Below are 23,259 nucleotides of genomic sequence, written 5' to 3'. Positions count from 1 at the left end.
ACCTTTAAGAGGTACAAGCAACAAACCCGAAGAATTCTATACTCCTTCATCTGTACACCGAAGGAGCCAGTGCTCATGAATACTTTTACACTTGAAGGCTGGTGTAAAGAAAATGCTTCTCAGCAAGCGTCTCCTGTAGAAAAAATCCATTTCAGAATAAACGATGAGTGCCACCTTCTTCTGGAACAGGCTGAAGAAGAGTTACAGGAAAACCATAAACCAGAGAAGTATGTGCCTATCGATATTTCTACAATGGAACTGTCCACATCCAGTGATTGTGGCTCATTAAAGGACTGCAAGATTAGAGTATACCTTCGAAACGACGATCAACGAGGGCAGTTCCACTTAGTAGGTCACCGAGAAGTGGATAACAGTCTCGTATACAGCAATGCCGTCATGATTGATCAACTTGGTTAGCTAGGAGGTGCCCTGGAACGTTGTTGGCGTCCCAGGGGAAAACTCATATAAAGATCTTAAACCCAGTCTTTATTTATTGATCACCGGTCAGGCCATCACTTGAAAGACCCCTTGGTTTTTCTGTCATCCGGAATATCTGAGACCGTTAAAACAGCCTTGGTTTTACCTTTATTGATAACCCAGTGCTCAACGCCCTTGTACTCTCGAATAATGTCCCCTTTTCTATGCAAAATTGGAACTTTGCAATTATTGACATGCTCATAGAGTTGTCCCTCTGTCACCATTGCAAGAGCCGGGCGAACATCATGGGAATGTATTAATACATAACCGCCAGGTTCAACAGTTATAGTACGTATTCGCAGTCGTCTTCCTTCCAGATTTGGTGCTTCTTTGCCCAGATCCAGACTGGCAAGTTCTCGCACACTGATCTTGCTTGACTCTTTTGGCGCATCGTACAGCGGGTTATGCCCTTGCTCTCCAACTGGGCAGGAGCCAGAGCTTGCAGGTTCTTTCTCTTGAAGAGTGGAACAACCGTAAAGGGTTATAGATAGAGGAAGTACAACTACAGTAAGCTTCTTCCAGTGATTACATAACATGTGACAAAGCCTGCACTTACAAGACAAAGGTCAGGCTAGTTCAATATAGTTTGTGCTGCTTTATAGCAGCATGAGAGTTCACATAACTTCCTTGAGTCTTCAAGCAGGGATTGCATCGTGAATCTGCAAAATCTGTGTTAACCCCTGTCGGTCCTCAATCATATCTGCCAGAGTATATTGATCCAGCGTCGTTAGAAAGGAGTCCATAGCTTCGGAGAAGGCATTCTTCAAACGACAGTTGCCAACCAATATACAGTTGCCGTGACTGCAGTCGACCACATCCAGGTGCTTTTCCAGCAGTCGAATTGTTTCTCCCAGAAAGATCTCATCAGCAGGCCTGTTCAGGGTTATGCCACCACCCTTCCCTCGTATTCCACGCACTAACCCAGCATGGGTTAATTGATTAATGACTTTCACCATATGGTTACGAGAGACGTTATACACCTCAGTAACCTCACTGATTCTGGAAATATGTCCCTGTGGCTGAATAGCCAGATAGAGCAGAGCACGCAGGCCAATATCGGTATAAGTGGTGAGTCGCATAACTCTTTTTTTCTGCGGTCACAAACGGTTTAAAAAATTGTAACCGAATTTCTGTTGAACATGTATTTAAAATACAACATTATAAAGATGCATTTTAAGTACAACTTATAAAAACAACTTTAGACCGCAGGATGTTTATGCTTTCGTCCGAGACCATTACTACAATTCAAGCCACAATTCCGTTGCTCGAGACAGTCAAAACCGACCTCACCAAACATTTTTATCAGCGCCTGTTTCATCATCACCCAGAGCTACAGGATGTGTTCAATATGAGCCATCAGCGCACTGGCGGACAACCCGCTGCTTTGTTTGATGCTGTACTGGCCTATGCGCGCAACATTGAAAACCTGGAAGCGCTCCTGCCTGCAGTTGAGCGTATTGCCCACAAGCACACCAGCTTTCTGGTGAAACCCGAACAGTACGATGTTGTTGGTCATCATCTGATTGAGACAATTCGCGAGCTGGCTGGTGAAGCGGCGACTCCTGAGGTGCTGCAGGCCTGGACTGAGGCTTACCAATTGCTGGCACAGGTGTTTATTGGTCGTGAGAGCAAACTCTACGAGCAACAGGCCCAAACCCATGGCGGCTGGGAAGGTACCCGAAGTTTTGTGGTTTCCAGGAAAGAAAAAGAAAGTGCACTGATTACTTCATTCTATTTGGAACCCGAAGACGGACAGCCAATACTTGGTTACAAGCCAGGCCAATATCTTGGTATCCAGGTAAAACCCGCAGGTTCCGAACACCAGGAAATTCGCCAGTATTCCCTTTCTGATGCCGCTAATGGTGAGCATTACCGCATCAGTGTCAAACGTGAGAATGGTGCAGAGAAAGGTGTTGTGTCTAACCACTTGCACGACCATATTCAGGTCGGTGACAAGCTGGCAGTCATGCCACCGGCAGGTGACTTCTATCTTGAAATTCAGTCACAGAGTCCAATAGTTCTTTTGAGCGGTGGTGTCGGGTTCACACCATTGATGGCAATGCTCAATACACTGCTTCAAAAGAAGCATCAGGGGCCGATGTTATGGCTGCATGGTTGTGAGAATGGTGAACATCATGCTCTGGCTGAAGACATTCAACAGAAAGCAGCACAATATGAAAACCTCAAAAGTTACATCTGGTATAACAAACCCAGCGATGTCGATGTAAACACCTCTGCCCACACGGGCGAAGGAGTTATGAACCTTACACAGGTTCGTGATGATATTGACCTGCCCGGCGCACATTTCTACTTCTGTGGTCCACTTCCGTTTATGCAGTTTGTGAATGACACCCTGAAAGGTTGGGGAGTGGAAGAACACCGTATTCACTATGAAGTGTTTGGCCCGCACAGCAGCCTGTAATTAAAAGCCATCTGGAGATGGATATTCAAGGTTGTCACCGAGTTCGATGTATACCGTGACAACCTGCCCTTTTCCCTTTGTGGTGTCACTTTATGCGATACGGGCACACATGATGTGTTGAGGCCCTGCCGCTCCGCCAAGGTATTGTTGACCGCTATCTTCAAAGCCACCTTTTAAATAACATTGGTAAGCACCGAGGTTTCTGCAGTTGACCGTTAAAACTATTGATTCAATATCACGGTAATGGTTCTTCACAAAAGGAATCAGAGCTTTAACGGATGCTATTCCCAGCCCCCTGCCCTGCTGTCGGCTATCAATAACAAAAGAACGCAGCCCAATAGATCCTGCAAGACAAAAATCATGATTCTCGGCAAAAGCCATATCCAACTTAAAGAATCCCACAACAGAACCTTCAAATTTGATGATATGGAGATGTACAGTTTCACTGCTACTTGCAAGAAAGGCTGTTGCTGATTCCGCAAACTGCAGCTGGTCATCTCCTATCTGGATTTTCTGTACAGCAGCTAGATTGGTATCGGTGAGTTTTTCGATTGTTATCATTACTTCCTACATCCATGACACTGAAAACATCAGACTGGTTACTTTCTATACCTTCATACAGACAACACGTATGATTGCATAACCATCGCCGTATAACTGCGGTATAACAACGAAATAAAATAATTCTACGGCAAGGGTGTTTGCTTTGAGTCTGTTTAGAATCACCAGTGTACTGGAAGGTCTGTCTTATCTGGTTATTTTGTCTGTGACTGCGGGTTTGATCAGTCGTGACTTTGTATTTGCCCTGGGAATTACCCATGGTGTGTTATTTCTTCTTTATCTGGTGTTGTCGCTGCATACCTCACACAAGCAGGGCTGGCCTGTTATGGTCTGGCTTCTGGTATTTCTGGCTGCCCTTGTGCCGTTCGCCTTTATTGCTGTCGAGATGTATTTGCGAAAATCCCAGCAGGAACCAGAAGCACAAGCCACTTAAGCCTATCAGACCAACCTTGAGCATATACAAGATGACTTCTTGCGATGCTCAAGGCCAACATACCTGATACAGACTATGGCTGTGACTGCGCCCGACAGTGCCAGCCGCCGCCAAACTCCACTACACCTTGTGGAAACACAGTGTGCTCTACCAACTCACCGTACTTATAAACATCCACAGTGATACGGCCATTTGCCGCCTTCATTGATGGGAATTCGGCATCAAACACATCAACCGAAGGAAGTGTTGAGTCAATCAATTCACTGGGATCCACTTCCGCTAAAACTTTCAGGGTTCGGCCAACACCTTTCCATTCATAACTCATCCGACCATTGCAGGCATCCATAGTCCGAGTGACTCCCAGCCCTTCCAGAGTTGGAAACATAGTGATATCAGACTTATCAGAAAGATAACGACCGGCCCACATTTCTATAGGCAGGCCTTCATCGCTGCCGGCAGAGAGCATAAGTTTTGCGTTATCAGTCACCGCCATGTAAAACGCATAATTGGTTGCCTGGCTGGTACTCCAGCCTTTGTCGATATACGCTAGGCCAGAGCCGCTGGAACTGCCCTCAGGTGTATTCCAGCTGTACTGTACCGGCGTGCCCAGGCTGTAAACAAACCAGCGGTTTTCCACAAATGGCAAAGCGCCGATCAAACTGAAAGGGCTGGCACCTTTATTCAGTTTCCAGTAATGCAGATGATCGCCAGTTACCTGTGCGGTCAAACTGACATCAGGCAATGTCAGCTGAATATGTTTTTCAGTCATTTCTCCAACACCGGGTACAACAAAGCGATACCCTGGAGAAAACAGAGTGCCGGTGCTCTCTACTGTCACTTCATCAGCGATATAGTCATACACTTTGGTCGTTCCACCAACGGGGCTGTGCATGATATGCACCAGCCCTTTAAGGGTGGAATCAACCGTATCTTCTTTTTCAAGAAACGTCTGGAATGTAATTTTGAAATAGCCCGCAGAGGGGTCATTGATATAGTAATACCACTGTTCATTCCAGGGGGTTGCTGTAGGTGTGTGAGGCCGAATATCTTTCAATGTCGTGGCTTGTACGCTCAAACTGAATTGGGCGAACAGTACCAACAGGCCAGTAATCAGTAGCGGCCTCGTAAACGGGAAGTGCATAGTTATCGTTCCATGATTAAAACAATGAACAGATGAGTTAAAACCGGAAAGTGAGAAAACAGGCCAGAGCCTGCTTTCTCACGGATGGATATTGAAATATCAGGGAGCCTTACAAATACGAGCGCCTTCGTACCAGGCACCGGCCTGGCAGGTGGCTCCTTCCTCACAGTGCTCATCAATCTGGCAGTAACACTGCCCTGCGGCATTACATTCTGGCGTCAGGTAGTTTTCCAGAGGATCTGCGCCGCTCACTCTTTCCCAGAAAGGATTGGTAAATACATTGTCTGGATCAAGCTCGGCCTTGGCTTCTAAAAACTGATCCCACTTCGGGAAGCGAGCTGGCATATCTTCAAAGATAGCCACAGAGTTTTTCCCCCAGTGTGGTCGAGCGCCGTACTTGCGCAGGGACATCTGCTCAATTTCCAGATTAACAAAGTAGTTTCTTGGTACAGCTTCACCGCGCTGGCGCAGAGTGTATTCAATACCAGCATAAGCAGTGTCACGACCTGCAGCCATACCCAGGTAACTGTCTGATGCTTTACCAAAACGGAAATAAATACCATTGAGTGGGAAGCAGGTACGATCGCTGTTAGCAACGATTTGTCGTACATCTGCAATCCAGTTAGGCAGCTCCTCGAAAGGAATACCAACTTCCTGCAGGGCAATAGGCAGCTTATCCCACACACACTTGTCAGGATCTTTACAGGCAAAGTGCTGCATATCATTGGCATGGCCAGTAGGCTTGATCAGCTGCTGAATGCCATTGTCCTTATCCCGGAAGTAAGAGTGGGCTCGGGCGCTGTAGCGCAAAGAAGCAGCAAAACACTGCAGGCTGGCGTTATCGCTTTCATGCAGGCCGTTAAAGATCAGGCCAAACATATATTCGGCAAAATCAGAAACATCGGCCTGAGCATTATAGGAGTTCCCTCTGGCCGACAGAGGTTTCTTGTTATAGGTAGTGACAGTGTAACGGCCAAGCCCTGGGAACCATGCGACATTGGCAGAGTGGTTGTTACGAGCCAGATCCAGAATCACCTCTTCCAGATTTCTATCACTGGGATAGCCTTTCACCTTGGCTTCTACTTTATAGCCTGGCTCCAGCTGTATGGTGGCTTCTACAACAACACCCAGAACACCCAGGTTTACACGGGCGGCATTCAGCATTTCGCCGGTTAATACGCGCAGGTTACCTTTGCCATCAACGAGCTTCATTTCGGTCACATAATCAGTGATCATGCTGCTCTTGGAGGTGAAGGTGGAACCATGGGTACCACTTCCGATCATTCCACCAATCGTAAATGTAGAAAGCTCAGTCACCATCGGCATACTTAATTCGTAAGCCAGCATGGCATCTGCCAGATCGTTAAAGCGCATACCCGCCTGTACAGTTACAGTCTGAGTTTGCTCATCGACACTCACGACCTGATCCATATTTTTAAGCGTTATCTGCATTTCACCGTTGCCAGCACAGGCTGCATCAATCTGACTGTTGAATCGACGATTACCTGTCATCACCTTGCGGCCATCTGCCGCAGCCTGACGCACAATCTGCTGCACCTCTTCAATGGACGACGGGTCATAAATAACACCGGGATAACACTCCTGAGTATTCTGATAGTTCTTCAGTATTTCAGGAACTTCCGCCGGTGGCGGCAGTTGAGAGGCAGCCCCACTCAGCCCAGCGAAGGTCAGTAACCCCGCCGTTAATAATGAACTGGCTGAGCGACGCCAGAAATGAGAGCGTTGTTTCAACACGTGTTGTTTCCTTCCTTGTTTTTAAGAGGCACAGACAATCTGGGAAGAGACTGTGCGAGAGTAGTTATCCAGTTGTGCTATCCAAATCTTGGTAGCAGTTCACGTTCAATGATCCCCTGAATACGGCGGTTATGATCAGGAGATTTGCTTCGTAAAAAATCACCGTAATCTGATCGATAAGCTCCGGTTGGTCTTGGTCCTATAGAGGGCACCCACAAGGCATGGTTGGTCGTGGCAAAGTCCAGTGTCTGGCTTCCCAAGATACAAACGGGTCCGGCATTCAAACGGCGCGCATCAAAAATCCAGAATTCCTTACCATTGGATTGCGGTGCGGTGGGGAATTTGCGTACAACGGCGGCTATCAAATAACCATCATCCTGTTCCGTAGAACCAGACCGGGCTATAAACTGCGGTGTACGCATAACGCAGTCATCCGGGAACTGATAGGAGTCGGTAATACGCATCTGGCGACAGTCCATGTGAACCAGTGCCGATGGCTGGCTCTGTTCCGGAAGATCATAATGCCCGTAATAACGCTCCGGATAATTGCGGTACGCCCAGGAGACCCGCCGGGACACCAGCTCAGGTCGGTAGCCAATGGCCGACCAGTACAAATGTTCAAAGGTTTCCGGAAACTGGAAGTGTCCTTTATAGGCAGGGTCGTTCATATCCCAGAGCAGGTTTTCATCCCGAATTACCTGATAATCTTCTTTAATCTCACGGGCGAATGACGGTGTAACTTGAATACGGGCACGAATAAGCCCGCCCACATCAACAGGGGCCACCGGATAACCAGATAACCATTCAGGAACCAGTTCACCATATTGCAGCATCTCATTCCGGAACAGCTGCTCAGATTTGTCCATGGCTCCCATATACTGGCCATACAGCGTGATTTCATTGTCATGATCATCGTAATTACACACGATATCTGACGTATCAAAACCCAGCTCCAGATAATCTGCCACAATATCTGCTCGCCCGGGCACCATGTCGGCTTTGCGTAATATCCAGCAACGGGTACGGTGCTGTTGTGGTAATACAATATGGGTACCCAGAATACGGGTTGTTTCCACACGGGCCGCAGTTTCAAAAACAATGATGTGATTTCGGGTTACCCCCAAAGAATGGGCAGTTGCTGCGATAAATGCATTATTTCCCTGCCGATCTTTAATATTCCAGGTCTTGAAGGCTCCCTCCTGATCCCAGGAAATTAAACGAATAAAGCCGTCTTTCGGGTTATCACCGGTATTACCACCGTAATTGATGGTAATACACTCGCCGGTTTCCAGATCAAAGAATGGATGGCCCGCCGTGCGTATTTGCGGAAATAACCATTTCTTGGGAGTCAGTGCTTGAAAGGCAGGGGGTAAACTCGATGTCCACTCTTCAACATTGCCTATTGGTGTCACCATATCCAGAGTAGTGGCATCAAATTCATAAGGCATTCCCCCTTCATAACTCATGGCGAAACGGTTATTGCCCATATAGTTCGGCGCAGTATTGCAGTAATTCATAAAACCAAGATTCAAGCTGGAATAAATAGTTCCACCAAGCAGGTTAAACTTATCCAGCCCCCCAAGATCCTGCTCCTGCATAATCGCAGACGCTGTTCGAATCATCTTACGGGTGAAAGGAATCTGGTTGTTATTATCTCTCCCACTGAAGTCGAGTCTTGTTAAAGCCCCCTTGCCATTGGGAGTTAAATGGTTAGGCTCCAGCGGAATGCCTTCGGCCATAAACAAATGGCCAGTGATATCATCTGGTAAACGACCATCAATCACTGTGAGTCGACCGGAAGAATCATTCAGGCTGGCCCTCATAATAGATTCCGGAAAACTGGAATCGGAAAGGCGCTGTCTGGCGTGGGATATTGAAGGAGTTAGCGTTGTACCATGCAATACAGCCAAAGCCCCGGCGGCCTTAAGAACATCACGTCTTTTCATAACAGACCCTGTTTTTTAGCAACAGCTATCCGTGCCTATAAAATAAGCAGTAATTGACATTTCACTTAGTACTTTTGTTCTATATTCCTAGAGTTAGGATTTAAATGTCAACGACAAAACTGTGACAAACAACAAATTATTTTTATTGGATAACGGAGTTTAGTGAGCTTTGTCTTTTCGTTTTTTTAATTAAGAAATTACTTTCCTATTTAATATTACTTTTATGACACCCCATAAATGTCACAGATGCAAAAATTGATTTGTTTTTCATATCAATTACAGCATTGATTCAAATTTAATTATTATAATTTTAAATAGTCACTACCTATTCCAATTATTTTCCTTACACTAAAAATCAATCATAAAGAATTTATTGAGGTTGTTAATTTTCTTTGCTTGACCAGATAAGCTACTGACTCTTGCGCTCAACCCCATTGTTTTACGCATAATTACCAACAAATCGTCGTAGAACATTCCCCCTCCTCAACTATAAATCAAACACGGTTATTATTTTCCTCCAGAGGAGTTGCTACGTGAACTGTGTAAACCAGTGCTATTTTGATCAGACTCAAATTCGCCCAGTTGGAAAAATATCTGTTTATCCGGGTTTCGCCAGCTATGACGAGCGCCTGACCAAGGTTCTGAGTCAGGAGCACCGGGAGATTCTTGCCACTTACATTGAATTATCACTGGGTTGTAAAAAAGGCAACGCCAACAATGGGCAGTTGTTAGTACGGTTTACCAACCAACTGGAAAATCATTTTATTCTTGAAGACTCAAAGCTTTACCCCAACCTCCTTAAAGGTTTAAAAGAGTATCCATCGTCTAAGGCGATTATTGAAAATGTTGGTCTGCGTATGCATAACGCCAGTCAAAGGATTGCACAGTTTTTACGGGAGACCAGAAACCCTGAAATGAGAGATCGGGACTGGTCTCGCTTTGAGATAAAACTTTCTGCAATTGGCAAGTCACTTAAGGAGCGAATAGATCTCGAAGAACAGGTTCTTTTCCCTATTTATGAAGATCTTTGCCATTTTTAACAGAGGTTGGAAACGTTTTCTTTCTGAATACTTGGGGGATAACCATCCCCCTGAAGCCGTTGCTGTTATTTATGGCTGTTCTGGCTGCTACCTGCCAGCCACTTCATCCAGGCATAGACCCAGTTCTTTGAAGTCAGCTGTTTTTCCCTGGCATGCAGAATAAACCGTGTCGTTTCCTTCTCTTCATCGACCCATGGATAAAAGTTACTGGCCCAGAGGTAAAGGGCGTTATCCAGCTCGAAGCTTTCCGGAAGCGGTAAAGCTTTTGCCGTGGAAAACTGAGAGGCATAACGCACGGCCACTAAAGACTGTTCAGGAGCCAGCCCTTTGCCCTCTTCCATCAGTATCTGATCAATCCAGCTGTCACCATCGACTTCTGGCTTGAGATGTCCTTGTTCTTCCAACCAATCCATATACCAGCCAATAGTACTGACATCTGGGTACACCAGCCCTTTATCCAGGACTTCATACCGCACATGGCTTTCTTCCTGCTCAACAAAGGTATGGAAAATCTCACGGATAGATTCGGCTTCAAAGCCCTTACGGTCATATTCTTTCTGTTTTGTCGGAGAAAGTTCTTTGTAATGCTCAACAGAAAAATGAAACTCAAGCGGATGCATCCAGGCCTGGGAAGCTGCACGCAGAGAGCTTCGGCGGCTGTAATCAATTCGATAACTGAGTTTCACTCCAACCACTTTCCGGCCACTGCGAATCTCCTCAATATCAACACCAGCGATATCAGTATGCTGGCTGATAGCCTCTACAGCCGGTTTTAATATGCGACGATTGACGTTTTTGAATTGTTGATATGATTTCGTAGTTTCAGGGTTATAACCCATGATATCGGGTAACAGCATATCTGTCGGTTTTTCCAGATATTCGCTGTAAAGCCAGAACACACGTGTTTTGTGAGGTGTGTTCTCTACAGAGCTTAAGGCCCTGTAAAGATTGATCTGGTAGGTTGTAGACAGACAGGCAATTTGTCGCAGCTGAAATCGGTGATAGTGATCAGAGATATCACCAAAAAAATCCATAGCGCTTTTGCCAAATTTTATCTGCACCAGACCACGCCCCTTACTGATACGTGCCTTATCAATCAGGCTGATAACCTCATACTCACCTGGTGCCAGGCGTCTTTCGAAAGCCACTTTTCCGAGGTTCTTTCCAGCGTTATAGAAGTCACTGTATGCACTCTTTGAGCTGACCCCTAGCGCTTTGACCAGATCAGGGATATACAGGGTAATGTCTTCAGGGTCGTCCGTTCTTGTGGCCACATCTCGACGAAACTGGGTTTCTGATGCCGCAAAGAGAACCAGCCGTTGTTGGTTCAGGGTCATGTTATGCCGTACGCGATAGAAGTCATTGGACTCTTTAACGATCCGATATTCGGCATTGGTAATGATATTGTGCTTACTACCCAGCAAATCCAGCTGCTCGGTTTCTTGTTCGGACATGGTGTAGTTCAGAATATTATGGGTGACATTTTCACTTATTAGTTGTCACTCTAATGGAATTCATCCGTTCAGGCTAGTGTCTGTCACTTTTCAGAAAATTTCCTGTGATACTTCTCTGCTCCATCTCTATCTAGGTACTTTGTTCTGACTTTCTACCAGTAAAACCTTTAATAGCTCTTTCTATCTTTTATTTATCCTTATTCTCCTATTATTTAATTCTTACTTATTTTTTAAAACATTATTAAGTCTTTTCTATACCTTTATTGCCAAGGGCTAGCGAGCTTTTAGGCGACAGTTTTCGGGCTCTGGGTGACAGCTGGCGGGTCATAGGTGACAACTGGCGGGTCATAGGTGACAACTGGCGGGTCATAGGTGACAACTGGCGGGTCATAGGTGACAACTGGCGGGTCATGGGTGACAACTGGCGGGCCATGGGTGACAACTGGCAGGCCATATATAGAGAATCAGAAGGATTTTTGTTTTTGCACCAGGAAAAAAGTTAATTACCTTAATTTTTCCCCGACTTTTATATAAAAACCATCAAACAGAGCATCTATTTCAAAAGATAAAAACAATTTTGCTTTTAATTTTATTCTTAATTCGCGTCCCAAAAAGGTAATTTTCGTTTGCTTTATCTTAAAGGTGACATCCTTAGGGTCTCTTTTTCAAAACCGTTCTGTTTTTCTTACCCTGGTTTTTCTCTCAAATTCATCTCAATATCAGGCTCTGCTTAGCTATTACTGTTATGCTTGAACTTCTCTTTTGCTCAAGAGTTGCTCATGAGCAACTCTGTGTGCCCTGACGAACCATGACATAAACTATACGACAGTTTACAATTGGTTAATAAATATACAGTAAATATTTATCGTGTGCGCACTTTTTCTAAAATTTTAAAAAAAGTGCGCACACGAATACTTGTTATATTTGTCTTCTATTGCCTATATTCGTAAAAAGCCTGAAAATAGTGTCAAGCATTACAGCATGCGAGGGAGTGCTCATGAGCAAGGACAAGCTAACTGACACCAAAATGTCACCTTCAAAGGTGACAGATTCCGGGTCTGGTAATGAGACAACGAGAACTGGCTCCCTTGTTGATGCGAACGAAAGCATGGTTGTGCAATCCATGACATTTCCTACTAATAGTTATGATGACCCCCCCGACACTATGACCCAGTATCTGGAAGAAGAACCGGCACCTCTGGGAACGGATGATGCCGGCAGCCTGTTTGCCCATTTTTCCACCATTGGCAATCAGCGTTTGAAAGAAATTCGCACCAAAATTATCTCGCCGGAAAAACGTAAAAAGGCACGTACCTGGAGTTTACGTGAGGCCAGCAAGTTGATTGGTCGTTCTGATGCCCTGATCCGCCGTGATTTTTCTGATCAACTGAATAAAAAGCCAAACGGGAATTATTTTTTAACTCTCAACGATATCAATATGTTGAGAGATTATTATGACACCCGTTATGTGCGCCCCGAAGGCAGTGAGCCAATGATTCTTGGAGTACTGAACTTCAAGGGTGGAGTCGCAAAAACAACTTCAAGTGTGCACCTGGCTCAAAAAGCAGCAATCGATGGCTTGCGAGTATTGCTTGTGGATGTTGATCCTCAGGCTTCCAGCTCGTTTTCTCTTGGGCCGTTCATTCCTGACCTGGAACTGGATCAGGATGATGTGCTGACCAATGCGATGATGAACAACCCGGAGTATATTCGCAAAATCGTGCGAACCTCCTATTTCCCGGGTATCGATATTATTCCGGCCAACCTGTTCCTTCAGGATCTGGAATTGGCTTTGCCAAACAACGATATTAATAATGTACGCAGTATGGGTCCTGTTATTCTGCGTTTGAAGCGGGCACTGGATTTGGTCAAACATCATTATGACCTGATCATTGTTGATAACGGGCCCAACATGGGCAGTATTACTCTCAACGCCCTCACCTGCTGCAATGGCCTGGTGATTCCTGTTCCTCCTTCTGCCTACGATCATGCCTCGTTCGTCATGTTATGTACCAGTTTGTCTGGTGCGTTTTATGAAGAGAAAAAGAAACTCGAGTATCTCCGTATTCTGATTACCAAACATTCTGGCAATAAATCGGCGATTGAAAATGAAGCTCAATTGCGGGAGCTCTATGGCGATTATGTGATGGGCAGTGTTATGGCGGCTTCTGCTGAGGTTGAACGATCCAGTTCCAGCATGTCCAGTGTCTATGATCGCCAACCCGGTAGTAAATCCAAGTCTACCTATACCCGTGCCATTGAGCATATGGATTCTGTAAACAATGAGATCATCACTGATCTTAAAGCCCTGTGGAGCCAACAGGCTGAAGCGGCCATGGAACGCCAGCAGGAAATGAGTGACGAACAGGTGGAGCAGGCCTGATATGAGTGATACAGTCAAACCCAAACCAAAACTGCAGGGGCATGGAGAAGTTCCCGTTAACAAACCAAAACCTCGGTTAACTGGAGCGTTTCGCCATTTTCAGGATGAAATGAAGGCTTTAAATAAAGAGCCTGAAACTATTCTTACCCCCGAGAAAGGCGAGCTGGTTTTTGATGATGGCCGGGAAATAGCTGATCTTGATAATGCACAGGTAAACGGCACCGGGTTAGTAAAGCTGAGTGCCTTGAACATTGAGCCGTGGCAGTATGCCAACCGTTCAGAAGACGCTTTATTTCTCGAGGAACTGAGCCGGGATATTGATACTGCAGGTGGCCAGAAATCTCCTGTTCTGGTGCGCAAGTTAATAGCCCCGAGACCATCGACTACTGATCCAGAGCAGACGATCACTCACGAAGTGATTGCCGGTCGTCGTCGCTGGGAAGCTGTTCGCAAGCGTGCTGATAAAACATTGATCTGTATGGTACGTGACCTGACGGATCAGGAAGCTGCGCTGGAACAGGAGATGGAAAACCGGCGTAAAGACCCCAGTAACTATGATGACGCAAAAACTTACAAGCGTTATCTGGATACAGGTCTTTACCCAACACAGCAGGCATTGTGTGATCATTTAGGTATTGAGAAAACTAAACTCTCTCAATTAATGAATTACATAAAACTGCCAGCTGAAGTTTCCAGTGAGCTTGATCCTATGCATAAAATTTCTATGCATACTGCTCGTATCCTTCGCACTTATACGTGTCACAAAGACCAGGTAGTTCGAGAGAAGTGTATTGCCTACACCATTCAGCACAGTGATAAAGTGCGTGAAGGTAAGCTCAGCTATAAGCAGTTAGAGAGTGCTTATAAAAAGCTTATTGAACCGCCAAAATCTTCGGATATGAAACGTACTATTACCTGCAAAGGCAGGAAGGTGTGCAATATCAAGAAAACTCCCGATGGAAAGATCACCATCACTTTGGACAGTACTCAGCTGTCTGACTTCATTGATGATGAAATCCGCATGGAAGTGAATGAAGTTTTAGAATCTTTATAACAGTCCCGTGTCGTCGGTTATCTTCCGGCGACATTTCCCCTTCTCTACTTCTTTTTATTTAATTCCACAGCCTTTACTTTTAAGCTGCCACTAAACCCTTTTCTAGATTCCCCTTTATTGCAATGCAATAATCACTCTTCCGGTGATCCCGGAATACAACTCTTATAAATATCTGCCAGGAAGTATGAAGTATGGCGACAAATCATTATCAATTGGCGCGTGCCAATCGACCATTAGGTGCGTGGTTATTTAGCGATCGTTCTGTGAATTCAATCACCAGTTCACGTTCGGGAGCTAACTGATTATGACGACCGATCTCTCGCCCAAATCGATTAACAGCTCCACTCCGTCTCACCAATTATTCAGATCTCTTGGCCCCGGAATTATGATGGCTGCCGCTGCTATTGGTGGCTCACATCTTGTGGCATCAACCAAAGCTGGTGCTTTATATGGCTGGCAACTTGTTGGCTTGATCATATTGGTTAATCTTTTTAAATATCCTTTCTTTCAATATGGCGCGCGCTACACAGCTGCGACTAATGAAAGTTTATTAGCAGGGTATGCACGTCTAGGCCGATTCTGGCTGATGCTGTTTTTAACTCTTAACCTGCTTGCCGCCGTTGTGAATATTGCTGCGTTGTTGGGGCTAACGGGGACTTTATTAACTTGGGCTATTTCCGGCTACTCTCCAGCTGTCTTAGCTGCGATTGTGGCGGTTATAAGTTTGCTTATTATTCTCAAGGGGCACTACAACCTTGTTGACAGTCTTTCGAAATGGATTGTTGTCACCCTGGCATTAGTGACCTTTATCGCAACGTTTTTTGCATTTACCCAACCTGCAGTCTCTAAACCAGATTTTGAAGGTGCGGATCCCTGGACCCTTGGTTCACTTGCCATGCTGATTGCTCTTATGGGTTGGATGCCTGCCCCGGTTGAAGTATCGGCTATGACCTCTGTCTGGGGGAGAAGTAAGTCCGTTAATCAGGGACAGAGAGATATGCGTACGGTTCTCTTGGACTTGAATGTGGGATATATCGGAACCGCCCTGCTTGCTTTGTGTTTCGTCGCCTTAGGTGCTCGGGTTCTTTATGGTTCGGGCGTTGAGTTTGCAGCCAGTGGTGCAGCCTTTAGTCAGCAGCTGGCAGATATGTATGCTTTTGCCATTGGTGACTGGAGCCGCTTTCTGGTCATGGCCGCAGCTGTGTTTTGTATTTATAGCTCCTGCCTGACTTGTATGGATGGTTATAGCCGGGTGAATAAAAGTGCCTATGAGAACCTGAAGGGAAATGATAGCCCTGATACAGAAAGTCCTCTGCTGGTTATCTTAACCACAGTTGGCTCTCTTTCTCTCGTGACATTTTTTGCTGGTTCCATGCTGGCGATGCTGCAGTTTGCTATGACTGTGGCGTTTTTAACAACACCGGTTTTTGCCTTTATGAATTACAGGCTGATGCAGGGTGAACATGTTCCCAATGAGTACAAACCCGGACCGGCATTGTTTATTCTGAGTATTCTTGGTTTACTTTTCCTGTCTGGCTTTTCCGTTTTATTTATCTGGTGGAAGTGGTTTATCTAACCCTTTACTCCTGCTGATAACAGACACATAAAAAAGTGGAGTTGCTCATGAGCAACTCCACTTTTTTATGTGTCTGTTATCACTGAAAGTTGCTCATGAGCAACTTTCAGTATGTGGAAAAAGTTACACGTGAAACTTTTTTTTACATGGGGTTTTCTGTGAAACAGTGAAATGGTTCCATGCAGCCGGTATGCTGAAGTGGTGTAAAAAAGGATTGTTTCCATGGAAACTGCAACGCTACAGCGATCCGATAAAACGGTGCAGCAGGCCGCTGAGAAACTGTTTAAAGGAAAGACAACTGCCAAACTGTTTTCCGGGATTGCCATTGATCATGGGCGTGTACCGGTGGATTTGTGTGATCGTGGACGCTATCAGCCCCGGCAGGACTTTGATCCACAACAGCTGCAGGAACTGGCAGATTCATTACGTCAGACGGGAGGAAATATTCAACCCGTCATACTGAGGCCTAAAGCCAATGGACGGTTTGAGATTCTGGCAGGTGAGAGAAGGGTGCGGGCAACTCTTCTGGCCGGGCTGGATTCTGTACTGGCCATTACCGGTGCATTTGATGATGATCAGTGCCACGTGATTACTGTTATAGAAAACCTTCAGCGCAGTGATTTGAACCCTATTGAAGAGGCACAGGGATTTCAGTCGCTATTGGATAAAGGCTTAAAACAGCAGGAGGTTGCCACCAGTGTGGGGAAAAGCCGGGTATTTATTGCGAATGCTGTGCGCCTGTTAAAGCTCGATATTGGCGTTCGCGACCTGCTTCGAAGTGGCAAACTTTCTCAGGGGCATGGTAAAGCTATTGCCGGGCTCAATGAACATTCAGTGACTACCGAAAGGGAACTGGCAAGAAAATGCGTTCGAATGAACTGGTCGGTTCGACGCCTTGAGGCAGAAGTTCAGAGTCTGAACACTAACAAGAAGGCCTCTATTCCAAGAACAAAAGATGCGAACCTGAGACGTCTGGAAGAACTTGTCACAGGAAAGTTTGGCGCTCCAGTTGCTATACGGCCCAGTTCCAAAATAGCTGGCGGCGGCTTTATTCATATTCCGTTTACCAGCGAATCTGAGATGCGCACGATTCTGGAAAAGATGAACGCCTGGCCAGATGACAGTGAACGTGACTAATAAAAAGTCCTGAACAATGACTTGTTCAGGACTTTCAGGAAACAGAATGCGAGCTCTTAATAGAGTGAGAAACTGCCAATAGTGGTTAATGTGTAAGCGCCATTACCGGTACTGTTCACTCGTTGTACCTCCATCGAGTCTCCCTGGAATCTCACCAGCAGGAAGTTGTTATACACAGCTGCTCCACTTAACAGAATCGGAAGATGCTTACCGCTTCCATGAAAATTGCTCAGGGTTCTGTAGATTCCATTGGTGGAATGATAGTGGCCCGCAAAAATCGCAGAGACATCATAATCTTTCATCAGCTTCTGAAAATCTGGGTCATAGAAATTCGTGGGAATATGGTAATTCAGCACAATTTTCTTACCGCGGCTATGAGCATCCGCAAGGTCGGTTTTCAGCCAGTTCATTGCACTTTTAAGATCAAAGTAGTCCCGGCGCGCTGAACCAAGATTCCAGCCGTTCCATTTTCTTTCGTACTTAGGGTAATTGTTGAGCTGTACAAAGTGCACATTTCCTATCTCCCAGGAGTACCCAAGACTGTTCTTGTACTCTTTACGTCGGCTGGGGAACTTGTAATAGGTGTCACCTTCATACAGATCAAATCGCTTCGGATTCAAACTGCGCACCTGGTCAATCAAGTACAAAGCCATCCGATTAGCACAGTTGTTACGAGCACAGTCGTCTACATTATTGGAAATGTCATGATTACCCAGGCCAGGGTAATTATTGATCTTCAGGTCCTTCTCATAGAACTGGCGATACTTATCGAATTGCCAGTCATGGCCGAATGCAGTCAGATCTCCATTAATAATCGAACCAGCCAGGCGGTCTCTCCCGAGATCACGGAGCAGGGCATTCATGGCTGCAACCTGGCCTTCATTATCGATGGTGGCCAGAGTTTCGTCGTCACAGTCACTATGCCCATTGCCACAGCTCCATGGGTATTGTGGATCTGAGGACATGACCATGTAGAAGTCGTTGTAATTGAAGCGAATGACTCTGATAAACGACGCCTTGTCATTAAACAGGTCACCCATATTATGTACCGATGAGAAATAGGTTCGACATTCGCCCCCTCCGTTTCCATGTTCGCAGATTTCTGCTGCATAACCGGAAGGGATTTTAAGGGATGAAATGCGGTCGTTAGGAAAACTCGCCGTTGTAAATGAAGTGACTGTTCCAGCACCAGGGCAAAGCCAGCTGACAGCGCCCCGATACCAAGTATCATTATAAGCGCCGACACAGGTTCCTGATTGAGCATTAGCGGATGGCAGCCAAAACAGACTGGCCAGTAAAAACAGTAGGGGAGAGAGTTTCATAAATTATTATTTTCTTGTCAGTGGATTGAAGTGCAACGGATACATCATAACTACAAGAAATAACCACGGATTTTCCGGAGAGCCTTAACGGTGCGAATTTAAAGCCAGTAACTGCTACTAAATAATGGAGATATGACAGGCGAGCATTGATGCGGTAGCAATACTTTCATTGACTCATATTTTTAATTCCCTTGTACTTGTTTTTGTAGTTCTCACTTGTTTCAAAGCAGGTATTCCCTGGTTGTCTTGAACAGCTTTCTTATACAGAGCAGGAAGACAAAAACAATAATGCCTACAAAAACATCATCGTCGTTTATAAAGAAAACTCTGGCTGGTGTGCTGGTATCAGGCGCAGTTACAGCCGCACTCTCAAGTCAGGTTGTAGCGGAAACTCCACCGGCAGGCAATGATGCTATCAGAGCATTAGCTCAACAGGAGATCGCCGCGAATAGTAATGTGGTGAAAGCTTATTTTCCTGATCAGACGATAGCCAGAAAAGCTGCAATCAGTTTTCATGCACAGCTTCTAGAAACAGACCTGGCTGGCGGATATATGATTATGGATCTGAATCAGGAAGATCGTAATCGACTGGCGGCTTTCGGCTTTCGTTTTGAGCCGGCCACTGATTGGTTAACGCAGCGCAATCAGCAGCTGGAAAGTATTGGCACAAGCCCACCGTCAACACTTTCCTCAGACAGTATTTTTTCTGCCAGTGTTTCAGCACAGAGTATTCCGAATTACAGCTGTTATGAAACAGTGGAAGAGTCGTTTAGTGTTGCACAACAGATGGTGAACGATTATCCCAACCTGGCCAGCTGGATTGATGTTGGTGACTCCTGGGAAAAGAAGCAGGGGCAGGGTGGTTATGACATCTATGTACTGGTTCTGACAAACAAACAGACAACCGGGATTAATGGTGGCGAAAAACCAAAGCTGTTTATCAACAGTGCAATACATGCGCGGGAATATACAACCGCGGCACTGACGCTGGATTTTGCCCGACAGCTGACCAGTGGTTATGGCCAGGATGCAGACGTGACCTGGATTCTTGATAATCATGAAATCCACCTCATGCTGCAGACCAATCCAGACGGACGCAAGAAAGCTGAAACCGGGTTGTCCTGGCGCAAAAATGTAAACACCAATTACTGCGGCCCAACCAGTAATAATCGTGGTGCAGACCTTAACCGCAACTTTACCCATGGCTGGAATGGTGCCAATGGCTCCAGTGGTAATCAGTGTGATGCAACTTATCGCGGTCCTTTCGCTGCGTCTGAACCAGAAACTCAAGCCATAGAGAGTTATGTTCGCAGTTTGTTCCCAGACAAACGTGGCCCTGGAAAGAATGATGCAGCACCTGCTGACACGTCAGGGATACATCTTGATGTTCACAGTTACAGTGAACTGGTTCTGTGGCCCTGGGGTGATACCTCTACACCAGCGCCTAATGGTGATGCTCTTCAAACCCTTGGACGACGCTTTGCCTGGTTTAATAACTACACACCTCAGCAGTCGATTGGTTTGTATCCAACCGACGGAACCAGTGATGGGGTGAGCTATGGTGAGCTTGGAGTTGCCGCGTACACCTTTGAATTGGGTACGGCCTTTTTCCAGAGCTGTTCAGTTTATAACAACACGATCAAACCAAAGAACCTGCCAGCACTGCTCTATGCGGCCAAAGTTGTACGCACGCCTTATATCACTCCATCTGGTCCGGACATTACCAATTTGAGTCTGAGTAATGGTGCAGCTAATGGCGGTGTGCAGGCTGGAACTCCTGTAACAATCAGCGCCAGTGCTACAGATGTTCGCTTTAACCAAAGTAATGGAACAGAGAGCACACAGAATATCTCAGAAGCTGAGTTCTATCTGAATACTGCACCTTGGGAAAGTGGGGCAACGGCAATTGCCATGCAGTCGGATGACGGCCAGTTCAATGAGAAGACGGAGTCTGTCAGCGGCACACTTGATACCAGTGGCCTGAGCAATGGTAAGCACATGGTGTATGTGCGCAGTAAAGATGCATCAGGAACCTGGGGGCCGGTAAGTGCAAGCTTCCTGATTATTGATGATAATCCGAATCCAACACCGGAGTACTGTTCAGCTCAAGGCAATAACAGCAGTGATGAATGGATCAGCCAAGTGAGTATTGGCAGTTACACCAACAGCTCTTCAGCTGCCGGTTATACCGACTTCACTGAAGCCAATGGTGGTTCCCTGATACAATTGGCACCAGGAAGTCATAACCTGACTTTGACACCGTCCTTCGGTGGCCGGAGTTATAATGAAGGCTGGCGCATATGGGCTGACTTTAACAATGATGGTGATTTTGAAGACAGTGGTGAACAATTGTTCAGTGCATCACCATCCAGCAGTGCTGTAAGTGGCAGCCTTACTATTCCAGCATCAGCGTTGGGCAGCAAGGTTCGTCTGCGAGTAGCTATGCGCTACAACACCACACCATCTTCCTGTGGAAGTTTCAATTACGGAGAAGTAGAGGATTACACTCTGGAAGTCGTGGAAGGGAATGGTGGCAATGACCAGTATGTCTACACCAATACTGATAGCCAGAATATTCCAGACAATGGCAGTGTAACAAGCACCTTGTCTGTACCGGGTAATGCTCCGGCAGCAACCAGTGCAACCGTGACTGTAACAGCAACTCACACCTATCACGGTGATTTAAGAATCACTCTGGCAAATGGCAACAGCCTGGTGGTGAAAAACAACAGCAGTAATGATGGTAGCGGCGGAACGAAAAGCTACAGTGCAACATTAACGACCAGTCAGTTCGGCGACTTCAAAGGAAGCTGGACACTGACTGTTGAGGATGTTTATAACCAGGATACTGGTTCACTGAATAGCTGGCAGATTCAGCTGAACCCTTGAAGTACTCTAACGTCAACAGAGTCTAGTTGTCGCTAAAACGTTGTAACTATCCAGCAACTCAGTCATTTTTATGGCTGAGTTGCTGGTTTTTTCTGTCGAAGTTTGTTCAAGTTTAACCTGGAGCTTGCTCTGCTTCTGGTTACCAAGCCGCCACTGTCTCTTCAAGAATTGTCTGCTGTAACTGATGAAATCCTTGTATAAGATCGTTGTCGTGTTGTGCGACACTGATGCTTGCACGTATGTACTGCGGAATGGCTTGTCGCCCTACAGCAAAAGCTTCAGATGATTTCACCAGTATGTTTTGACTGGCAAGATGCTGTTCAATTTCTGTTGCTCGCCATGGTTCTGGGGCTTCAATCCAGAAGTGAGGGCAATCAGGGTGCGTTTTCACATTTAAATCAACCAGGTACTGAGCAACCAGATCTTTTCGGCGCTGAATTTCATAGCGCTGCTGCTGTCGCACAAGTTCTGCCGTGCCGTCCATAATCCAACGACTGGCTATCTCCAAGGTCATAGGCGTAGCCATCCAGCAAGTGCTGCGAATGGTTCGATTAAGTCGACTTATCAGGCACTGTGGTGCAAGAAGGTAGCCCACACGTACACCAGCTGAAAGAACTTTGCTCAGGCTGGAAAACAGGATTGTTTTGTCTGGCGCATAAGATTGCACTGCAGGTGGACGGTGATCCATAAGAACCCCGTGGGCATCATCCTCTATGATCAACACATTGTATTTGTTGCACACATCAGCAAGTGCCTGTCGACGGTAATCGGGCATGATGCAGGTAGTTGGATTTTGCAGGGTTGGTGTGCAGTAAACAGCTGCTACTTTGTGGTGCTGGCAGTAACTTTCCAAAGCTTCTACCGATAGGCCATGTCTGTCCATCTCAAGGCCAACCAGACGCACGCCAAGGGTTCGGGCGGCTTCAATCAGTCCAGGGTAACTGAGTTGCTCAGTGAGTACAGTTTCACCAGGTTTCACGCAGGCAAGGAGAGTGATAAGCAAAGCGTGCTGTGCTCCATTGGTGCAAATGACTTGAGTCTCGTCACCTTTTGCTCTGCTGTATTTGAGCCATTCAAGCCCTGCCTGACGATGATGAAGATGGCCCGCCTCAGGAGCGTACTCCATAAGAGTGCTGACTGTTTGTGGAGCTGCAGCCATTGTTCTCAGAGTGGCGGTAACAAAATCGGTATTCGCAATTTTGATATGCGTGTTCCGGCTGAGGTCTATTGCGCGAGAAGACTCCAGGATGTTTCGGAAGCCTTGGTCGTCTATAAGGTCCAGTTTTCCACAAACATAAGTTCCATCCCCAATACGGGATAGCACCAAACCGGTTTTTTCGAGTTCCGCGTAAGCACGACTAATGGTGCCGCTGGTGACCCCAAGGAGATCACCCATGATGCGATGGGGTTTTAATTTTGTTCCTTCGGAAAGGTGACCTTGGTTAATTTCCTTCTCGATCGCCCGTGCAATTCGCTTGTAGCGTGGGCCTGTATCGGATTCGAGTGCGCTTTTTATAATTGACACGGTGTCAATATTCTTATTGACTCTCATAATTCCCTCGATAAAAATCCATACATGTCTTATTAATTTGAATCAATTATAACAATATTGACATTATTTAAAGCAATTCATTTTTTGTGAATGCTATCAGTTGTGAATTGTAATAAC

At 46.0% G+C, this 23,259-nt stretch carries 19 protein-coding genes; 9 read left to right on the top strand and 10 right to left on the bottom strand.

Annotated elements, in window-relative coordinates; genetic code table 11:
- Window positions 1–75: 75 nt before the first annotated feature.
- The gene (locus tag ACY2RR_RS19585; RefSeq protein WP_490109870.1) at window positions 76–417 is read left to right on the top strand and encodes a hypothetical protein; all 342 of its coding nucleotides are present in this window, start codon (window positions 76–78) and stop codon (window positions 415–417) included.
- A gap of 95 nt (window positions 418–512) precedes the next feature.
- On the opposite strand, the gene ACY2RR_RS19580 is transcribed toward ACY2RR_RS19585, so the two are convergent.
- Both ACY2RR_RS19580 and ACY2RR_RS19575 read right to left on the bottom strand, forming a co-directional pair.
- A complete protein-coding gene (locus ACY2RR_RS19580) occupies window positions 513–1,013 on the bottom strand; it encodes a cupin domain-containing protein (protein WP_490109869.1) in 501 nt (166 codons plus the stop codon).
- A 99-nt stretch (window positions 1,014–1,112) separates the two neighbouring features.
- Window positions 1,113–1,556, bottom strand: a complete 444-nt coding sequence (locus tag ACY2RR_RS19575) for an Rrf2 family transcriptional regulator (RefSeq protein WP_490109868.1) — start codon at window positions 1,554–1,556, stop codon at window positions 1,113–1,115.
- A gap of 137 nt (window positions 1,557–1,693) precedes the next feature.
- Between ACY2RR_RS19575 and hmpA the strand changes: the two genes are divergently transcribed.
- Entirely contained in the window at window positions 1,694–2,899 is a 1,206-nt protein-coding gene (hmpA, locus tag ACY2RR_RS19570) for an NO-inducible flavohemoprotein (protein ID WP_490109867.1), read from the top strand.
- A gap of 90 nt (window positions 2,900–2,989) precedes the next feature.
- On the opposite strand, the gene ACY2RR_RS19565 is transcribed toward hmpA, so the two are convergent.
- Window positions 2,990–3,460, bottom strand: a complete 471-nt coding sequence (locus ACY2RR_RS19565; protein ID WP_490109866.1) for a GNAT family N-acetyltransferase — start codon at window positions 3,458–3,460, stop codon at window positions 2,990–2,992.
- Window positions 3,461–3,605: 145 nt separating this feature from the next.
- Between ACY2RR_RS19565 and ACY2RR_RS19560 the strand changes: the two genes are divergently transcribed.
- Complete coding sequence (locus tag ACY2RR_RS19560; RefSeq protein ID WP_490109865.1) at window positions 3,606–3,893, top strand: DUF3817 domain-containing protein; 288 nt, start codon at window positions 3,606–3,608, stop codon at window positions 3,891–3,893.
- Window positions 3,894–3,966: 73 nt separating this feature from the next.
- On the opposite strand, the gene ACY2RR_RS19555 is transcribed toward ACY2RR_RS19560, so the two are convergent.
- The 3 genes from ACY2RR_RS19555 to ACY2RR_RS19545 all read right to left on the bottom strand — a co-directional run bounded on the left by ACY2RR_RS19555 (window position 3,967) and on the right by ACY2RR_RS19545 (window position 8,735).
- Window positions 3,967–5,034, bottom strand: a complete 1,068-nt coding sequence (locus ACY2RR_RS19555) for a hypothetical protein (RefSeq protein ID WP_490109864.1) — start codon at window positions 5,032–5,034, stop codon at window positions 3,967–3,969.
- A gap of 99 nt (window positions 5,035–5,133) precedes the next feature.
- Window positions 5,134–6,789, bottom strand: a complete 1,656-nt coding sequence (locus ACY2RR_RS19550; RefSeq protein WP_490109863.1) for a D-arabinono-1,4-lactone oxidase — start codon at window positions 6,787–6,789, stop codon at window positions 5,134–5,136.
- A 77-nt stretch (window positions 6,790–6,866) separates the two neighbouring features.
- On the bottom strand, window positions 6,867–8,735 hold the full coding sequence (locus tag ACY2RR_RS19545; RefSeq protein ID WP_490109862.1) for a carotenoid oxygenase family protein: 1,869 nt from the start codon (window positions 8,733–8,735) through the stop codon (window positions 6,867–6,869).
- 533 nt (window positions 8,736–9,268) lie between these two features.
- Here ACY2RR_RS19545 and ACY2RR_RS19540 point away from each other — a divergent pair.
- Window positions 9,269–9,775: a hemerythrin domain-containing protein gene (locus tag ACY2RR_RS19540; RefSeq protein WP_490109861.1), complete on the top strand. Its 507-nt coding sequence runs from the start codon at window positions 9,269–9,271 to the stop codon at window positions 9,773–9,775.
- 65 nt (window positions 9,776–9,840) lie between these two features.
- Here ACY2RR_RS19540 and ACY2RR_RS19535 read toward each other — a convergent pair whose 3' ends face one another.
- A complete protein-coding gene (locus tag ACY2RR_RS19535) occupies window positions 9,841–11,229 on the bottom strand; it encodes a replication initiation protein (protein WP_490109860.1) in 1,389 nt (462 codons plus the stop codon).
- 241 nt (window positions 11,230–11,470) lie between these two features.
- Window positions 11,471–11,662 (bottom strand): hypothetical protein, encoded by a 192-nt coding sequence (locus tag ACY2RR_RS19530; protein ID WP_490109859.1) that lies wholly within the window; start codon window positions 11,660–11,662, stop codon window positions 11,471–11,473.
- Between the two features lie 564 nt (window positions 11,663–12,226).
- Here ACY2RR_RS19530 and ACY2RR_RS19525 point away from each other — a divergent pair.
- From ACY2RR_RS19525 to ACY2RR_RS19510, 4 genes are all read left to right on the top strand, one after another.
- Window positions 12,227–13,612 (top strand): AAA family ATPase, encoded by a 1,386-nt coding sequence (locus ACY2RR_RS19525; RefSeq protein ID WP_490109858.1) that lies wholly within the window; start codon window positions 12,227–12,229, stop codon window positions 13,610–13,612.
- Between the two features lies 1 nt (window position 13,613).
- Window positions 13,614–14,666, top strand: a complete 1,053-nt coding sequence (locus tag ACY2RR_RS19520) for a ParB/RepB/Spo0J family partition protein (RefSeq protein WP_490109857.1) — start codon at window positions 13,614–13,616, stop codon at window positions 14,664–14,666.
- Between the two features lie 304 nt (window positions 14,667–14,970).
- Window positions 14,971–16,242, top strand: a complete 1,272-nt coding sequence (locus ACY2RR_RS19515) for an NRAMP family divalent metal transporter (protein ID WP_490109856.1) — start codon at window positions 14,971–14,973, stop codon at window positions 16,240–16,242.
- 222 nt (window positions 16,243–16,464) lie between these two features.
- Window positions 16,465–17,379: a ParB/RepB/Spo0J family partition protein gene (locus tag ACY2RR_RS19510; protein ID WP_490109855.1), complete on the top strand. Its 915-nt coding sequence runs from the start codon at window positions 16,465–16,467 to the stop codon at window positions 17,377–17,379.
- A gap of 56 nt (window positions 17,380–17,435) precedes the next feature.
- Here the strand turns inward: ACY2RR_RS19510 and ACY2RR_RS19505 are convergent, their stop codons facing one another.
- Window positions 17,436–18,701 (bottom strand): metallophosphoesterase, encoded by a 1,266-nt coding sequence (locus ACY2RR_RS19505; protein WP_490109854.1) that lies wholly within the window; start codon window positions 18,699–18,701, stop codon window positions 17,436–17,438.
- Window positions 18,702–18,989: 288 nt separating this feature from the next.
- Here ACY2RR_RS19505 and ACY2RR_RS19500 point away from each other — a divergent pair, with 288 nt between their 5' ends.
- Window positions 18,990–21,590 (top strand): M14 family zinc carboxypeptidase, encoded by a 2,601-nt coding sequence (locus tag ACY2RR_RS19500; protein WP_490109853.1) that lies wholly within the window; start codon window positions 18,990–18,992, stop codon window positions 21,588–21,590.
- A gap of 139 nt (window positions 21,591–21,729) precedes the next feature.
- Here the strand turns inward: ACY2RR_RS19500 and ACY2RR_RS19495 are convergent, their stop codons facing one another.
- The gene (locus ACY2RR_RS19495) at window positions 21,730–23,115 is read right to left on the bottom strand and encodes an aminotransferase-like domain-containing protein (protein WP_490109852.1); all 1,386 of its coding nucleotides are present in this window, start codon (window positions 23,113–23,115) and stop codon (window positions 21,730–21,732) included.
- Between the last annotated feature and the right edge of the window lie 144 nt (window positions 23,116–23,259).

The sequence above is a fragment of the Parendozoicomonas sp. 2304DJ65-17 genome (genome assembly GCF_058148445.1).
This window is presented reverse-complemented; position numbering and strand designations above follow the sequence as displayed.

Excerpts from the sequence above, each read along its gene's own strand:
- ACY2RR_RS19510 (WP_490109855.1), top strand. The coding sequence starts at position 16,465 with ATGGAAACTGCAACGCTACAGCGATCCGATAAAACGGTGCAGCAGGCC.
- ACY2RR_RS19520 (WP_490109857.1), top strand. The coding sequence starts at position 13,614 with ATGAGTGATACAGTCAAACCCAAACCAAAACTGCAGGGGCATGGAGAA.
- ACY2RR_RS19525 (WP_490109858.1), top strand. The coding sequence starts at position 12,227 with ATGAGCAAGGACAAGCTAACTGACACCAAAATGTCACCTTCAAAGGTG.
- ACY2RR_RS19505 (WP_490109854.1), bottom strand. The coding sequence starts at position 18,701 with ATGAAACTCTCTCCCCTACTGTTTTTACTGGCCAGTCTGTTTTGGCTG.
- ACY2RR_RS19530 (WP_490109859.1), bottom strand. The coding sequence starts at position 11,662 with ATGGCCCGCCAGTTGTCACCCATGACCCGCCAGTTGTCACCTATGACC.
- ACY2RR_RS19545 (WP_490109862.1), bottom strand. The coding sequence starts at position 8,735 with ATGAAAAGACGTGATGTTCTTAAGGCCGCCGGGGCTTTGGCTGTATTG.
- ACY2RR_RS19535 (WP_490109860.1), bottom strand. The coding sequence starts at position 11,229 with ATGTCCGAACAAGAAACCGAGCAGCTGGATTTGCTGGGTAGTAAGCAC.
- ACY2RR_RS19565 (WP_490109866.1), bottom strand. The coding sequence starts at position 3,460 with ATGATAACAATCGAAAAACTCACCGATACCAATCTAGCTGCTGTACAG.
- ACY2RR_RS19585 (WP_490109870.1), top strand. The coding sequence starts at position 76 with ATGAATACTTTTACACTTGAAGGCTGGTGTAAAGAAAATGCTTCTCAG.
- ACY2RR_RS19580 (WP_490109869.1), bottom strand. The coding sequence starts at position 1,013 with ATGTTATGTAATCACTGGAAGAAGCTTACTGTAGTTGTACTTCCTCTA.
- ACY2RR_RS19515 (WP_490109856.1), top strand. The coding sequence starts at position 14,971 with ATGACGACCGATCTCTCGCCCAAATCGATTAACAGCTCCACTCCGTCT.
- ACY2RR_RS19555 (WP_490109864.1), bottom strand. The coding sequence starts at position 5,034 with ATGCACTTCCCGTTTACGAGGCCGCTACTGATTACTGGCCTGTTGGTA.
- ACY2RR_RS19575 (WP_490109868.1), bottom strand. The coding sequence starts at position 1,556 with ATGCGACTCACCACTTATACCGATATTGGCCTGCGTGCTCTGCTCTAT.
- ACY2RR_RS19500 (WP_490109853.1), top strand. The coding sequence starts at position 18,990 with ATGCCTACAAAAACATCATCGTCGTTTATAAAGAAAACTCTGGCTGGT.
- hmpA (WP_490109867.1), top strand. The coding sequence starts at position 1,694 with ATGCTTTCGTCCGAGACCATTACTACAATTCAAGCCACAATTCCGTTG.